Annotated in this window: 9 protein-coding genes; 1 reads left to right on the top strand and 8 read right to left on the bottom strand. The window is 54.8% G+C overall.

What is annotated here, in order from left to right; all coding sequences use genetic code 11:
* Positions 1 to 14: 14 nt before the first annotated feature.
* From ACOVRA_RS15115 to ACOVRA_RS15090, 6 genes are all read right to left on the bottom strand, one after another.
* Positions 15 to 299, bottom strand: a complete 285-nt coding sequence (locus tag ACOVRA_RS15115) for a type IV secretion system protein VirB3 (RefSeq protein WP_085339825.1) — start codon at positions 297 to 299, stop codon at positions 15 to 17.
* A 9-nt stretch (positions 300 to 308) separates the two neighbouring features.
* Positions 309 to 629: a TrbC/VirB2 family protein gene (locus tag ACOVRA_RS15110; RefSeq protein ID WP_290801979.1), complete on the bottom strand. Its 321-nt coding sequence runs from the start codon at positions 627 to 629 to the stop codon at positions 309 to 311.
* A 28-nt stretch (positions 630 to 657) separates the two neighbouring features.
* The gene (locus ACOVRA_RS15105; RefSeq protein WP_421721015.1) at positions 658 to 1,311 is read right to left on the bottom strand and encodes a lytic transglycosylase domain-containing protein; all 654 of its coding nucleotides are present in this window, start codon (positions 1,309 to 1,311) and stop codon (positions 658 to 660) included.
* 227 nt (positions 1,312 to 1,538) lie between these two features.
* Complete coding sequence (locus tag ACOVRA_RS15100; protein ID WP_421721014.1) at positions 1,539 to 4,160, bottom strand: TonB-dependent receptor domain-containing protein; 2,622 nt, start codon at positions 4,158 to 4,160, stop codon at positions 1,539 to 1,541.
* 102 nt (positions 4,161 to 4,262) lie between these two features.
* On the bottom strand, positions 4,263 to 7,079 hold the full coding sequence (locus ACOVRA_RS15095) for a hypothetical protein (protein WP_421721013.1): 2,817 nt from the start codon (positions 7,077 to 7,079) through the stop codon (positions 4,263 to 4,265).
* A 260-nt stretch (positions 7,080 to 7,339) separates the two neighbouring features.
* On the bottom strand, positions 7,340 to 9,790 hold the full coding sequence (locus ACOVRA_RS15090) for a response regulator (protein WP_421721012.1): 2,451 nt from the start codon (positions 9,788 to 9,790) through the stop codon (positions 7,340 to 7,342).
* A 509-nt stretch (positions 9,791 to 10,299) separates the two neighbouring features.
* Here ACOVRA_RS15090 and ACOVRA_RS15085 point away from each other — a divergent pair.
* Positions 10,300 to 11,721: an ATP-binding protein gene (locus ACOVRA_RS15085; RefSeq protein ID WP_421721011.1), complete on the top strand. Its 1,422-nt coding sequence runs from the start codon at positions 10,300 to 10,302 to the stop codon at positions 11,719 to 11,721.
* A 1-nt stretch (position 11,722) separates the two neighbouring features.
* On the opposite strand, the gene ACOVRA_RS15080 is transcribed toward ACOVRA_RS15085, so the two are convergent.
* On the bottom strand, positions 11,723 to 12,976 hold the full coding sequence (locus ACOVRA_RS15080; RefSeq protein WP_421721010.1) for an acetyl-CoA C-acetyltransferase: 1,254 nt from the start codon (positions 12,974 to 12,976) through the stop codon (positions 11,723 to 11,725).
* A gap of 134 nt (positions 12,977 to 13,110) precedes the next feature.
* Positions 13,111 to 14,265: an ABC transporter substrate-binding protein gene (locus ACOVRA_RS15075; protein WP_290801991.1), complete on the bottom strand. Its 1,155-nt coding sequence runs from the start codon at positions 14,263 to 14,265 to the stop codon at positions 13,111 to 13,113.
* Between the last annotated feature and the right edge of the window lie 23 nt (positions 14,266 to 14,288).

The raw sequence follows: 14,288 nt of genomic DNA, 5'->3' as shown, positions 1-14,288 counted from the left end.
ACGTCAATCATCTCCTATGGCCTGTAAGAATTGCATCGCCAGAAGGCGAAATTGGCCACCCGCGGTGAGCTGATCATGCGGGTGATCCACAGGTCGAGAAAGCGCGGCTCATCCCGTGCCGCAATCACTCCGACCAAGTGCAAGACGACAGCAGCAACCAAAGCCCAGACGGACTTAGTAACCAAAAAAACTTCTGCCGTGATGATGCCGTTGAGGATGAACCACGTATAAGTCACGCCCGCAAACATTTGCGGGCGTGTCAAAGCGGCAAAAACAGGATCGCGCTCTAGCTGCGCCATATTTGCCCCCTAAAACCCTTGTGCAGCGCTTCGGATGCCTCCGACAATGGCAGCCGACCCAAACAGGATGAAGCAACCCAAAATCACCATACCGCCATGCCGCCAATTCATCCGACCGGTGAGCATCATAAAGCCACAACCGGCCACCGCGATCACCGCGACGGCGGTTGCGACCGCCCCCAACAGCGTTCCTTGCACCCAATTCACCGCGCCCAGAATAACGCCGGAGCCGGCGGGGTCGAGGTTGGCAGATTGTGCCAAGGCGGGGCCTGCCCACAAGATCGCCCAGATCGAAATCAGCGCCCAGAGCGCTTTGCGTACTTCTGTCATCGACATGTTCCTCAAACTTACAAATGTACTAGCGGATTGAAAGCCGCTCTGAGATGGCCTTCACATAGTTTTGGGTTTCACGATAGGGTGGAATTCCACGATGGCGGGTTACCGCCTCCGGACCGGCATTATAGGCGGCTAACGCTAAGCGAACATCGCCCCCGAAGCGATCCAACAAGTTGCTCAAATATGCGACGCCGCCAAAAATGTTATCGCGGGGGTCATAGGGATCGACGCCCAGCCAAGAGGCAGTCGAAGGCATCAGCTGCATCACCCCGATTGCCCCCTTCGGCGAGATGGCCGAGCCGCGAAAGCGCGATTCTTGCCATGCGACAGCGCGCACTAGGATGGGGTCTACACCATATTTTGTTGCCGCCTCGGTAACATAGGCATCCAAAGTTGGATGAAGCCTTAAAGGATAAGCGGGCTCAATTAGCTTAAAACCAGACGAAGCTGCCGCCGCAGCAGGCGCTTTCGGCTCGGGCTTTAATACCGGGCTGATCGTATTGCCGAGAAACAGGGTGGGGCCAGAATAAACGGTCGCCGTTCCATTGGACCCAACTTCGATAACATCTGCTGCCGCCGGACTAAATCCAAGGCTGGCACAAGCGGTTACAAACCAGGCAAATCTTTGCCAAGCTATAAACCTCCCAACAAATTTCACTTTATAGATCATGTGCATGCCAAGCGCTTGGATCGGTTACTTTTGTCTGAAACTGTGAGTTTGTCGAGAGTCGGCTCGCTTTACCCTCAGTTGCCCTCCGCCGTTTTGACCTGATCCGCTCGGAAATCCAACTTTCCCTTGACCATAAAGCAAACTGGGGGCCCATAATGCCGAAGATGTGGCATCATGGACCCCGATCAGTCGGGAGGTAAAGGGGCTAGTGATTCGCGACTAAACCACGCGAATCAGCGACGGACGGTTAGGCTTAAGGAAACCGAACGGCCTCTTTTATAGGTATTGGCCTCCGAACGACCCAGCTTCGATATCTGGAATTCTTGGTTGTCCTCGGCCAATAAATTGCGACCACTGATGCCGAAGGTATAGTCGACATTGGCGATGGTGAAGTCGCGCTTATAGACCAGATCGATGTTGGTGCCGGGGTTCTCGATCACAGATGGAACCGAGCCCAGACCGCGGCGGGCGATACGCTCGTCAACCCAACCAACCAGCAGCGTCAATTGCTGATTGTCAGTCTCATAGCCAAGTTGCAGGTTGGCAATATTCTTAGGCGTGCCCTGCAGTTCGCTGCCATCGAGGCCAAACTGAGTTGCCGAAATCGAGCGGAAGTCGATCGGGCTGATAACGTTGGTGCCAGCGGGTGCGCTGACCTCAGAATGGGTATAAGTATAGTTGGCAGCAAAGTTCCATTTTGCATCTTGGAGCGCGGGCAATTTGAACGGCAGTTCGAAATTGGCGCGATATTCCAGTTCCAAGCCATAAAGTGTGGCTTCAGGTGCGTTGATAAAGCGCGTGAACGAGCGCTCAAGTCGCACAATCACTTCTTCAATCGGATTATCGATCTTCTTGTAGAAGGCTCCAGCCGTGACGAATTGACCGCGACCAAAGTAATATTCGAGACGAGCGTCGTAATTCTCAAACTCGCTATCCTTCAGGAACGGGTTGCCCTGATAAATGCGGTTGGATTCTGGATCGATATAAGGCGTGAAGGCCAACTCGCGGAATTGCGGGCGCGCAATGGTCTTAGAATAGCCCAAACGCATCTGTAACTCGTCTGCGAAGTTCCATGTGATGGTGGCCGCTGGCAGCAAATAGTCGTTAGCAAGCTGAACCGGGGCCGTCGGCGTATCACCAAACCGGTTAGTGGTCCGCACCTTTTGCGTCGCATCTTCATAGCGCACACCGACAGACGCGCGGATGAAGGAGGTCACCTCAAACTCCGAAGCCAAATAGGCGGCTAAGTTTTCCAAGCTACCGACATAGGCATCGTCCTTGCCGGTTTGTTCGGTAATCACGAAGCGGGCTGGGTTGATGTTGTCCGGCGAGAACAAGTAATCAACGCGGGAGCGTAAGACGTCATTTGAGGTGGGCCCACGTGGCCCTGTGAAGGCGAACGAAATGAGCTCATAATTTCGATCGGTGTTGGACGTGACCGCGCCGCCCGATAATTCGACTTCGCGACCCTTTGCGAGCTTCAGGACATACTTCGCGTCAAAACCGAAGCTTGAGACTTCGTCCTTGAGCTCTGAGAAGCGGATGGCATTGCCCAATGACGCGCCATTGAAGGCGGTGATGCCATTGACGACGGTGTATGAAATATCGCGCTCATAAGGGGCTTTGCGGGTAGATTGACCGATCGATCCGCGCCATTGCAATTCAACGCCACCGAGTTTGTGCTCACCCGAAAGCTGAGCAGAGGCGAGCTCGCGCTCATACCAAGCGGTGCCTTCCGTGCGATAGGATTGGCCTGTTGGCAAGTTTGTATCTGTGCCAACTTCAACCTGCGCCTTTTTCGAAGTGCTGCGAACCAGAAGACCGGTCAGACCGACGCGATTGTCGCCCCAACTTGCGCTGGCACTGCCGAAGCCGTTGATCACAATATCCCAAGTGGACGAAAGGTTCGTCCCTTCGGCTTCGATCGTGTCAGAGACGACATCCTGACGGAGGGCTTCTTGGGTCTTAAAACCGCTCTTATAGCCCAGCACACCGACCAGACCGACCGTCGCTTCCTTCACGTCGAAGCTGCGACCCGCCGTCAGTTCGGCGTCAAAGTCTGGGCGGGTCTTTTCACTTTGCACGACAGTCAAAGGCGAATTAATAAAGCTCTCGCCGATGAATTCCAGCTGCTTTGATGTGAAATTGGTATCGTTGATACGCTTACCAGTGGAGACCGCGTCGCGCACAGGCTGGGGCAAACGACGCAGATCGGTATCAAGACCTGTCCAGTCGAGCGGGTGGCCTTCATAAACCAAACCAGTCTTACCGGTCGTCTCAGAGTTGAAGCCTGTGCCAACCTTTAGGGTCAGGAAATCTTCATTGGGGCTCTTCAGAGTCCGCAAATCAATCACACCGCCGCCAAATTCGCCGGGATAATTTGGCGAGAAAGTCTTTTGGACGGTCGCGCCATTCAAAATGTTGGACGGGAACAAATCCAAAGGCACTTGGCGACGCAATGGCTCTGGGCTTGGCAGCGGGGATCCGTTGAGAAGCGCTGAAGAATAACGGTCGCCCAAACCACGGACATAAACGAACCGCCCCGAGACGACAGACAAACCAGTGAGGCGCGTCAATGCAGCTGCAGCGTTATCATCACCCGTACGGGCGAGGTCAGCTGCCGACAAGAAGTTTGCAACCTCCGAGGTGACGCGTTGCGGCTCTGGGATGAAGCGTCCCCGAACAACGACCACTTCCACTTCTTGTTCAGGTTCATCACCTGCTGCAGGTGCTTCGGCTGGCTTTGCCGGAGTGGCAGGAGCAGCTTGCGCGCTGACGAGACTGGGCACCAATGATGGCACCACAAAGATGCTGGTGAGCAACAGAATTCTGCGCAGACGGGCTGGAATGGTCATGACGGACGGGCCTTTAGGAAGTCTGAGGAAGTGGCCACATAGGCCAAAGTAAGAAACCAATCGGTGCGGCAAGGAGGCCCTGCCGCACCGATCTCTTTAAGTTTAGCAGGTCGAACCAGCGGCAAGACTGCAGGTCCAAGACGACCACCACAAATCAGTCGCATCTCGCACGGCACCGATGTAATTGGTCGCCGTAAAGAAGGTGTCGACCGTGCTGGCATTCACCGCAGTCCGTGCCGATTCTGCCGATCCGTTGATAAAGCGGCTGGTCAAAGTGGCTGTCGTGCCAGTGGTGTTGTTAGAGCCTGCATTCACACGAGCCGTAGCGACGGCACCATAAGCGCCCGAGCAGCTGGACAAGATCGAGTCAAGCTGAGGAGCTGGGCTTGTATTCGAAGTCTCGAAGTTCAAGCAAGTAGTAGAGCCGGTTACGACACCATTGAGGAGGCGTGCCGAGCCACCAGGCGTGCCGCCAGTGTTGTTCAAGATGATCCCGGTCAAGTTTGCCGATGCATCGTTCTGAGGCACGCCCACGAAGGTGAAGTTCGTGATGATTGGGTTGGTGTTCAGCGTACCGGGTAAGCTGGCGACGGTGCGGTTGCTGCCTTCGATCAGACGGTCAGGACCGCCAGTTGAAGTCAGAGCTTGAAGCACGATCCCGAACTGAGCCTTGCCGACCCAACCTTCATCGAAGTCGAGCGAGTCATCGAGAGCGCCGGTAACAATCCAATTGCGCATGTTGACCGTGCCGCCGAAGATTTCGATGCCATCATCACCCGAGTTGTGGATCTGAATGTTGTTGATTTCCGTTGCCGAACCAACGCCACCCAAGGTCAAACCGTTCAAGTCGTCGCCTGCGGCTGCCGAGGTCAAGAAAGCACCGGGGTAACGGATTTGAAGATAGGTGATCCGGCCGCTGTTATCCGCCGAAGTTGCACCACCATACAGGGCCTGACGACCAGTTGCAGCGGTGATGCCTTCGACGGCATTTTGGCAATCGACGCTGCCTTGGGTCACGGCAGTCGAGCAACCACGAATTGGCGCAGCACCGAGGACAATCAGGCCAGCCCATTCGCGACTTGCACGTGCTTTGTCGGTTTGGGTGCCGGCAACGTCGTTACGTGAAGTCATAATCACAGGGGCTTGCGACGTGCCGTTGACGAAGATTTGTGAACCACGGTTGACGATCAGGACGTCGGCCGAGTTGGAGCCATAGAGGCGTACGCCTGGGTCAATCGTCAAGCTTGCTGCGGTACCTGCGTTCAACGCGGCACCCCGGTCGAAGCCAACGTCTACCCGACCTGAGATTTGGTAGATATTGCCAGCGGTCAGGCGGAGGTTGGTTGGGATCGTGCCGCTGCCGATAACGCCGCTGAGGACGCAATTGCGTTGGCCTGCGATCGTGCCTTGCTCAATCGTACCAATTGGGCAGGCGGCGGCTGGAAGAAGCTGGATGGTCCAACCTGAAGCCCAGTTCGAAGTTGCCGTGGCCGTGGCAGAGAAAGCGCCGACATAGTTGGCGGCTTCAAAGAATGCGTTGACCCCTGTTGGGTTCAAAGCCGTGCGGGCCAATTCATTGGGGCCTGGCAACAAAGACGCACTCAAGGTCGAAGTGACGTTCGAGACGTTGTTAGAGCCTGAAGAGAAGGCTGCTGCGGCTACTGAGTCTAACGTGCCTGGGCAGTCAAACATCAAGGAGTCGTAGCGAGCGGCTGGCGACGTATTGGAGGTGCTAGCAACGGCGCAGGTCGTTGTGCCGGTGACGACACCATTGAGGAAACGGCCTGCAGCACCTGGCGTGCCGCCGGTATTGTTCAACACAATACCTTGCAAGTTAGCGCCTGCGCTGTTGGTACGAATGCCAACGGCGGTAAAGTTTGCGATGGTTGGATTGGTGTTCAAAGTGCCTGCCAAGCTGGCAACGGTGCGGTTGCTACCTTCGAACAGACGGTCGGGACCACCTGCGTTTGGTGTTTGCTTGATAACCAAGAATTGGACGGCCCCGGTCCAGCCTTCATCGAAGTCAAGACCATCATCTAATGAGCCAGTGATGACCATGTTCTTCATGTTCACGTTGCCGCCGAAGACTTCGATGCCATCATCGCCAGAATTATGGACTTGGAGGAAGCTGATGTCGGTAGCCGAACCTACGCCGCCCAAGGTCAAGCCGTTCAAATCGTCGCCGGCTGCTGCCGACGACAAGAATTCACCTGGGTAACGGATTTGGACATAACGCATCGTGCCGCTCGTGTCGGCAGCAGTTGCGCCGCCGTAGAGCGCTTGACGACCGGTTGCAGCCGTAATCCCTTCCACCGCATTTTGACATTCCAGAGTGCCCTGAGCGACTGCGGTTGAGCAGCCACGGATTGGCGCGCGACCCAAGAGGATGACGCCGCCCCACAGGCGATTGGTGGTGTCAGCATTTGCTGTTCCGGCAATGTCTTCCTTACCGGTGAAAACAATCGGCTGGCTCGGCGTACCGACGGCATTAATCCGGCTACCGCGGTTGACGATCAAAAGGTCAGACGCTTCGTCGCCGAAAATGGTGACGCCAGGTTCAACGGTCAAAGTCGCAGCAACACCGGTCGCGGCGTTCCCGCCAGCGCCTAAGTCACGACCAACATCCACGCGGCCTACCAAGCGATAAGCAACGCCGGTGACACGGGGCAAGGTCAGATTGGTGAGCACTTCACCAGTGAGGTTACAGACCGTGGTCGTTCCAATTGCGGTGCCAATGGTGGTTCCTAGGGGGCAAGTTGCCCCACTTCCGCCACCACCAGTCCCACCGCCACCCGTGCCACCTGGGGGATCACCCACAAATGTCGAGCCTGGCGATTGGATACTGCCGCCCTGCGAACATGCACCCATAAAGAGTGCCAAAGCGGCAACTAGAGTCCCGCGACTTGCGATTAATTTCATCCTATTCCCCTCACTGGCCGATGCGACGGTTCCCTCAGCGAGTGGTAAACACCATAAAAGGCGTTTTTGCTGGAAAACGGGCGCAATTTCGCTCGTGCCGGGCTTCCCTAGTCCTTGGATGTGACAGTCTAACAAATTCGGTGTGACAGAAATATAAAATGAGCGTGACAATTTTATTGCATGTTAACGTTTACTCCGACGTCACACTCGAGACTTGTGCACGCCAGATAGTCAGCATACAGAGTATAAATTGAACGAGGCTAAGAAACCTTTGTTGAGCCATTGGCAGGGCTAGATGTCGCCGTGGAAGCTGGCTCCACAAGTGCCAAGGCTTCTTCGATGCCAGTGATCAAGGTTTCTGGCGTAAATGGCTTGGCAATATGGAAATCAGCCCCAGCCTCAAGCGCTTCAGCCTTATGGTGCGTCATTGCATTGGCCGAAACCGCGATGATGGGCATGCGAGGTCGATCATGAGCCGCCTCCAACAGGCGGATAGCACGGGTCGCGGTCAAACCATCCATCACCGGCATTTGGAGATCCATCAACACCAGATCGAAATCCAATCGGTGCACTGCGTCCAGCGCCTGCTGGCCGTTCTCGCACAAGGTCAGATCTACGCCCAATGGCTCTAGGATCAGTTGCAAAACCCGGCGATTGGTTGGGTGATCATCGACTGCCAGAATCCGCAACCGATCAGACGACGCTTCGGCCACGACATCTCGAGAAGCTTCACGTTGGGAGGTCGCGATCACACCTGGGGTCTCCGCAACCGGCAAAGTCAACTCGAGACGGAATATCGACCCGACCCCAACAATCGATTCTGCGCTGACGGTTCCACCCATAAGCTCAGCCAATGACTGGCAAATAGCCAGACCCAAACCAGAGCCGCCATGAGCCCGCGTAATCGATGCATCAATTTGCTCAAACCGATTGAACAAACGTGCCAAGTCTTGTGACTCGATCCCCGGGCCCGTATCTGAAACCGCAATCACCAACCGCATCGCTTGGCCATCATTGTTTTGGGCAGGGAACATGTCCACTGCCAGCTTGACGGAGCCATTGGTCGTAAACTTGATGGCGTTCGCCAGTAGGTTTGCCAAAATCTGCCGGATTCGCACCGCATCACCCACCAACCAAGTATGGTCAGATTCCAAGCAGGGCTGACTGAACTTCAAGCCTTTGTTGTCCGCGCGTACGGCAAACAAGGCCGACGTGCCTGAAATGAGATCCGAGAGCCGGAAGGGTGTAGCTTCAATTTCAAGCCGACCCGACTCAACTCGGGCCAAGTCGAGAATATCGTTCAAGACGCGTTCGAGTGACACGCCCGAATCTCGAACCAAATCCACCATTTCGCGTTGGGCAGATGACAAATCACTTTGCGCCAAAGCCCCGGCAATAGCGACAATGCCGTTTAATGGTGTGCGAATTTCATGGCTCATATTGGCGAGGAAAGCACTCTTGGCGTTGTTAGCCAGCTCAGCGTTGGCGCGTGCTTGATCCAGAGCTTCTCGTCTGGCTACGTCTTCAGTGATGTCTGTCACGAAAGAACGGATAGTACCCGAACCTGATGCAGGGCGACCAAAAACGGTCACAATCGAACGTCCATGACGGATGTTTACCCCATCGAGACAAAAGCGGAAATCGACTGTTTGTGGACGGTTTTCAAGATAGGCTTGCCGCGTCACCTGATTGACGAGCTCACGATCCTCTTCAATGACATTTTCGGAGAAGAAAGCCGCCAGATCGCCGTTGCGATCCTGATCGGCTCGAAGGAAATGCCCGACCGCGCCAAACCCAATAATTTTGTGGCCCGGCTGTTCAAGGTCCCAAACCATTGACGAGCCACTCATCAATGCGGTCTCAAGTCTGTTTTCCAGTTGCTCGGCACGGGTCAAGAGAGTTCGAAGCTCCGTCTGGTCGTCGACCATGCCGAAAATCTGAACCACCTGACCTTGGTCGTCCAAGACCGTATGGACGATGGAAGCCACTTGGCGGGTCACGCCGTCCATCCCAACGATGGGCATCACGAACTTATGGACACCGGCTGTTTGATTGAAGCGGAAGATGTGCTCTTTCGCCAGATCCCGAAATTCCGGTGCGACTTGAAGCAATTGGTCACGCGCAGTTGGCGCTTCCGTATCAGGCTGCCGACCATAGGCGCGGAACGTGCCAGGCGACCAGAATAGGGTTCCTGAGCGCCCATCAAAATCGAAGAAACCTATCGGCAGATCGTTTTCCAAAAGATCGAACATGTAAGCGTCACGGTCTCGACGCTCCAACGCGTTGGCCAATTGCTGGGCGTGGCTGTCCTTTTCCACGAGCAGAGCCTGCATCTTTGCTTGGCCATGGGTCAGGTAAGTAGCAAACCAGAGCATGCAACAAAAATAAGCCGCCGTCACAGAGGCGAGAATAACGCCCTGTGGCTGAAAGGCCAACCAAGATCCAAGGGCAAGCAGACCGGCCCAGATCGGCCACGTGCCGAGAATCAGTATCCTTAAGCGCGAATTAGTCTGCGCAACAAATACGTTGGTACTGGCCGCCAGCATGATCGCCGCAGCCGCATAGCTCATCCCGGAGTGCGTACCTGCCGCAATAATGGCTACAGACGGAACCCAAGCTAAAGTGCAGCGGGCAATGAGCATCAAGATAAGCTGGTTCTCGGCTTGGCGCGCTGTCATTAAAAGCAAAGCTGGGTCTTTTAAGCCCCGCATTTGACTTAACCAGTTATTGGAAAAGCGCTTGAGATGTGCATCGAATGCGATGCTAGCGAGAAAAATCAGACAGGCCCAGATCGGTGCCCCTGAAAGCGCGATGCTGATGTTTAAGAGTCCATGGCTCACAAAGCTGGCAGACCAGTGGACCCGCGTGTTCTTAAGTGCCTGCCGAACACCTGTGATTCGAATGGCCGCCTGCGCGCTCGCTGGATCAAGCGTCACACGATCCAAAGCAAAACTCAAAAAGCGAGAAAGGGCACCTACCATGGAGCTAGACTAACAGCCCGCAATGAATCTTGTTTTAACGCGCGGGCATTTGGTTATATTGTGCCAGAACAAGTATCAGAATTGGAGTAGGCTTGGGTTTGGAGTGCCTTTAATGCTGGCACTGTCCACCAATCCAGCCGACATAAATTGGCCAGTTGTTAAGCATTACAAGGTTAATTGGCCGACACCATTGCAACAAACTGAGCCGACCAATCGCCATGCACGCTAGCAACCTAAGCATGAACCATGATTATATGGCGGTGGTTCACTGCCGCGACAAAGCTTGGGGTCAGCACGCCTTAACTCGGATCGGCTCGATCTTTATAGCGACGACAGCGGTTGGTATTTCCGTCCCTGGCCAGTGGTGGATATTCTGCGTTGCCGCTATGACAATTGGCTGGGCGCTAGAAGGAACATTTTATCGCTGGCTGAGCGACAAAATCGATCACCCCGAGAAATTAGACCTCGAAGACTTGCCGCGGATCAAACGGCTAACCATTCGCGCGATTATTGGCTTGGTGGCGCTTTATGCCACGCCCTTTCTCGCGCTCGCCTTTGCGCCTGATCCGGGCCCAAGTCTCGGACTCATCTTCGCATGCGGCAGTTTGTTGGTCATTTGCGGCCAGCACGTGCTGGATCGAAACATGGTCTATTGCACACTACCCGTCATAACCTTGGCCGTAATCCTTTGCGCTTTTCGTCTTGCTGATGGCTGGGTCGGTTACTTGCTAGGCTTTCTCGCCTTTCTCCTCTGCGTCAACACGGTGGTGCTGACGAGAGCTTCATTCCAGTCATCTGAAGATTTGATTGAGGCACAAGGCAAAGCGCTTCGCCTCGCTGACGAACTCGATGATCGCGTCGTGCAGCGCACACGCGAATTGGAAGAGGCCGTAAAAGTCGCAGAAGAAGCCAATCGCGCCAAGTCACGTTTTCTAGCGACGATGAGCCATGAATTGCGCACGCCTCTGAATGCGGTGATTGGCTATGCCGAGATGGTTGGGGAAGACGTACGGTCTGGTGACTTGGGCTCAACCGAGGCGGACCTTGAGAAAATCCGCAATGCAGCCCGTCACCTACTTGGTCTGATCAACGAAGTGCTCGACATCTCAAAAATGGAAGCCAATGAGCAAGTGTGCCGCCCCGCGCATTTTGATGTACGTTCGGTTGCGCAAGAGGCACTCGACGCAATCATCCCGTTGGCTGCAGCCAGTCAAACCCAATGCGAGCTGGAAATCGACCCGACGCTTGAGCTTGTAGCCTTCAATGACGAAGGCAAGCTACGCCAATGCTTGCTAAACCTGCTGTCAAATGCCGCAAAATTCACCAACAAAGGCACTATTAAGCTGACCTGTCGTTTAGGTGGCAAACAGCAAGAATGGATAGCCTTCGACGTTGCCGATACCGGAGTTGGTATCGCGGAAGAAGACTTGCCGCGCATCTTCTTGCCCTTCTTCCAAAGCGATACGAGTTTGACACGCTCGGTCGAAGGTACTGGGCTGGGTCTCGCCATTAGCCATAAGCTATCTCACCTCATGGGCGGCGACCTCATGGTGAAGAGCAGCGTCGGAATCGGCTCGACCTTCACCTTGATGATTGCACGACAGTTTGTCGAACCCGGCGAAGCAGCTGTCACGCTGCCCGCCGTTCCCGTCACCAACTAGCTTAGAAATCGGTAACCCGCTCGATAATGATAGCCGGAGCCATACCGCCGGCCGCGCACATGGTCACCAAGCCATAGCGCCCGCCGGAGCGCTCAAGCTCGTCAAGCGCCATGCCGATCAGGATCGAACCCGTGGCACCAATTGGATGACCAAGTGCCATCGCACCCCCATTGATGTTGACCTTGGTACGATCCAGTTTGAGGTCACGGATAAATTTCTCTGCCACAACGGCAAAGGCTTCATTGATCTCCCACACATCAATATCACTCACCGTTAGCCCCGCTTTAGCCAGTGCTTTCTTGGCCGCAGGCACCGGCGCGTTCAGCATCAAGGTGGGGCAGTCGCCAACATTGGCGGTCGCGACAATACGGCCGCGCGGCTTCATGCCATGAGCCCTTGCATAAGCCTCTGATGTGAGCAGTAGGGCCGCGGCACCGTCAACAACGCCCGACGAATTGCCAGCGTGATGGACATGGTTCATCGCGCCTTTGAGCTCTGGATATTTGCTGGTGATCAGATCGCCGTAGGTCCGTCCACTCTCGTCGACTTTCATCTCTGCCCACATGTTAAAGACGGTCTTGAGGCCGTTGAGGCTTTCAAGTGTCGTTTGTGGACGGGGAAATTCGTCGCGGTCCAACGCGACCGTGCCATCGAGATTCTGAACCGGCACAAGCGAACGGTCGAAGCGGCCCTCGGAAATAGCGTGGGCTGCGCGCTGCTGGCTGACGTATGCCAGTGTATCCACGGCCTCGCGATCAATGCCTTCAATCGTCGCGATCGCATCGGCGCAGACCCCCTGTTGCGATTGGGGATGCTTCTCACGCAGGCTCTTATTGCCAGCATCCAGCATTGGTGGTGCGGTTAAATCAGCCGTGGCTGCGGTATAGCTCATCATTTCAGTACCGCCAGCGATCACGCAATCTTCCATGCCCGACATGATCTGCGCGGCAGCCAGATTAACTGTGGTGATGCCCGAGCCACAGAAACGATCGAGGGTCACGCCGGATGCCTTGATGTCATACCCCGCGTCCAAAGCGGCCATCCGCCCTAGGTCACAGCTCTGCGCACCGCGTTGAGAGCTCGTGCCCCAGATGATGTCGTCGACTGTCGCGGTATCGAGACCGTTGCGATCTGCGATGGCTTTCAGAACCGTCGCGGCCAGATGTTGCGGATGCAGATGGGCGAGCGCGCCCTTGCCAACTTTCCCGATTCCACGAGGGGTACGGCAGGCGTCAATGATGTAAGCATTTGTCATGGTCACTCCCTAAGTTTGTTGCCCAGATCTGATCGCCTGAGTTTCATGGAGACTGTAGCCTCAGCCCTGACAGAGGGCAAACAAAAAGGGGTGCCGGAAGCCGACACCCCATTGTACTTGCAAGTTGTGGCCGCTTAGGCGGCGCGGACTCGGGTCATCGCAGCCTCAAAGGCCTGAGTAATCTTTGAGCCTGCATATTTTCCATACTCACACTTGGCCATCACATCAGCCGGCGGGAAGATGGTTGGGTTATTCTTGTAAGTATCATCCATCAGCGCTTTAGCGGCAGCGTTTGGCGTTGGATACAAAATGGTTTTAGTGATGTTAGCCCCATTCTGACCATCCAACAGGAAGTTAATGAATGCATGCGCGTTATTGGGGTTTGGTGCCCCGGTTGGGATGCACATGCAGTCAGAGTTCAAGAGCGACCCTTCTTTTGGCACCACAAAGGCCAAGTCGGGATCCTCAGTCTCTTTCTGGGCAATATCGCCATTGTACTCGAGCACGATATCGACTTCTTTCGACATCAAGAGGTCCTGGCCATTATCATCATGGAAGTTTTTGATATTGGCTTTTTGCTTGATCAGCATGTCTTCAACTTGCTTGATCAATTCAGGTGTCGCGTCATTCACGCTCTTGCCCAAATATTTGAAGCCCAAACGGAATACGTCCGCGCTTTCAGATAAAAGAGATAGGCGACCTTTATATTCGTCGCTGTCGTAGAGGTATTTCCAGCTGTCGGGAATGACCCCGCCCTTCATGGCTGACTTACGATAGCCGATGCCGAGTACCAGCCACGTGTAGGGCATGGAATATTTACGGCCGGGATCAAAGTCTGCATCCTGGAACTCTGGCAGAAGGTTCTTTTTGTTCGGGATTTTTGCATGATCTAATGGGGCTAACATTTTAGCCTCAATCATGCGGGCGACATATTCATTGGACGGCATGATGACGTCAAAGCCTGGGTTCCCCGCGCGGAATTTCGCAAACAGTTCGTCATTATTGGCAAAAAGGGTCATGTTGACCTCAACACCGCTAGCCGCCTTGAAGTCTGCCAAAGTGTTTTCGCCGATATAGGTGTCCCAATTATAGAAGGCGAGCTTGTTGCCCTCAGAACCTTCAATAACCAGTTTGCCTTCGGTCTTTGCTTCCGGCTCAGCGGGCTTACAGGCTGAGAGAGTTAAAGCCGCGGCCGTTGCACCAAATGCGGCCATGAATGCCCGACGCGAATGGGGTCGGAGCCGCAGGAACAGATCAACTTCTTCACGTGACAGTGGTCGTTCAGTCATTCACGTATCTCCTTCTTTGGTTA

Origin of the sequence: Aquidulcibacter sp. (assembly GCF_049239865.1) — a bacterium.
Taxonomy (GTDB): domain Bacteria; phylum Pseudomonadota; class Alphaproteobacteria; order Caulobacterales; family Aquidulcibacteraceae; genus Aquidulcibacter.
This window is presented reverse-complemented; position numbering and strand designations above follow the sequence as displayed.

What these genes read in the sequence shown, in the direction of transcription:
- ACOVRA_RS15080 (WP_421721010.1), bottom strand. Translation starts at nt 12,976, where the DNA reads ATGACAAATGCTTACATCATTGACGCCTGCCGTACCCCTCGTGGAATC.
- ACOVRA_RS15110 (WP_290801979.1), bottom strand. Translation starts at nt 629, where the DNA reads ATGACAGAAGTACGCAAAGCGCTCTGGGCGCTGATTTCGATCTGGGCG.
- ACOVRA_RS15105 (WP_421721015.1), bottom strand. Translation starts at nt 1,311, where the DNA reads ATGCACATGATCTATAAAGTGAAATTTGTTGGGAGGTTTATAGCTTGG.
- ACOVRA_RS15095 (WP_421721013.1), bottom strand. Translation starts at nt 7,079, where the DNA reads ATGAAATTAATCGCAAGTCGCGGGACTCTAGTTGCCGCTTTGGCACTC.
- ACOVRA_RS15075 (WP_290801991.1), bottom strand. Translation starts at nt 14,265, where the DNA reads ATGACTGAACGACCACTGTCACGTGAAGAAGTTGATCTGTTCCTGCGG.
- ACOVRA_RS15090 (WP_421721012.1), bottom strand. Translation starts at nt 9,790, where the DNA reads ATGCGGGGCTTAAAAGACCCAGCTTTGCTTTTAATGACAGCGCGCCAA.
- ACOVRA_RS15085 (WP_421721011.1), top strand. Translation starts at nt 10,300, where the DNA reads ATGAACCATGATTATATGGCGGTGGTTCACTGCCGCGACAAAGCTTGG.
- ACOVRA_RS15100 (WP_421721014.1), bottom strand. Translation starts at nt 4,160, where the DNA reads ATGACCATTCCAGCCCGTCTGCGCAGAATTCTGTTGCTCACCAGCATC.
- ACOVRA_RS15115 (WP_085339825.1), bottom strand. Translation starts at nt 299, where the DNA reads ATGGCGCAGCTAGAGCGCGATCCTGTTTTTGCCGCTTTGACACGCCCG.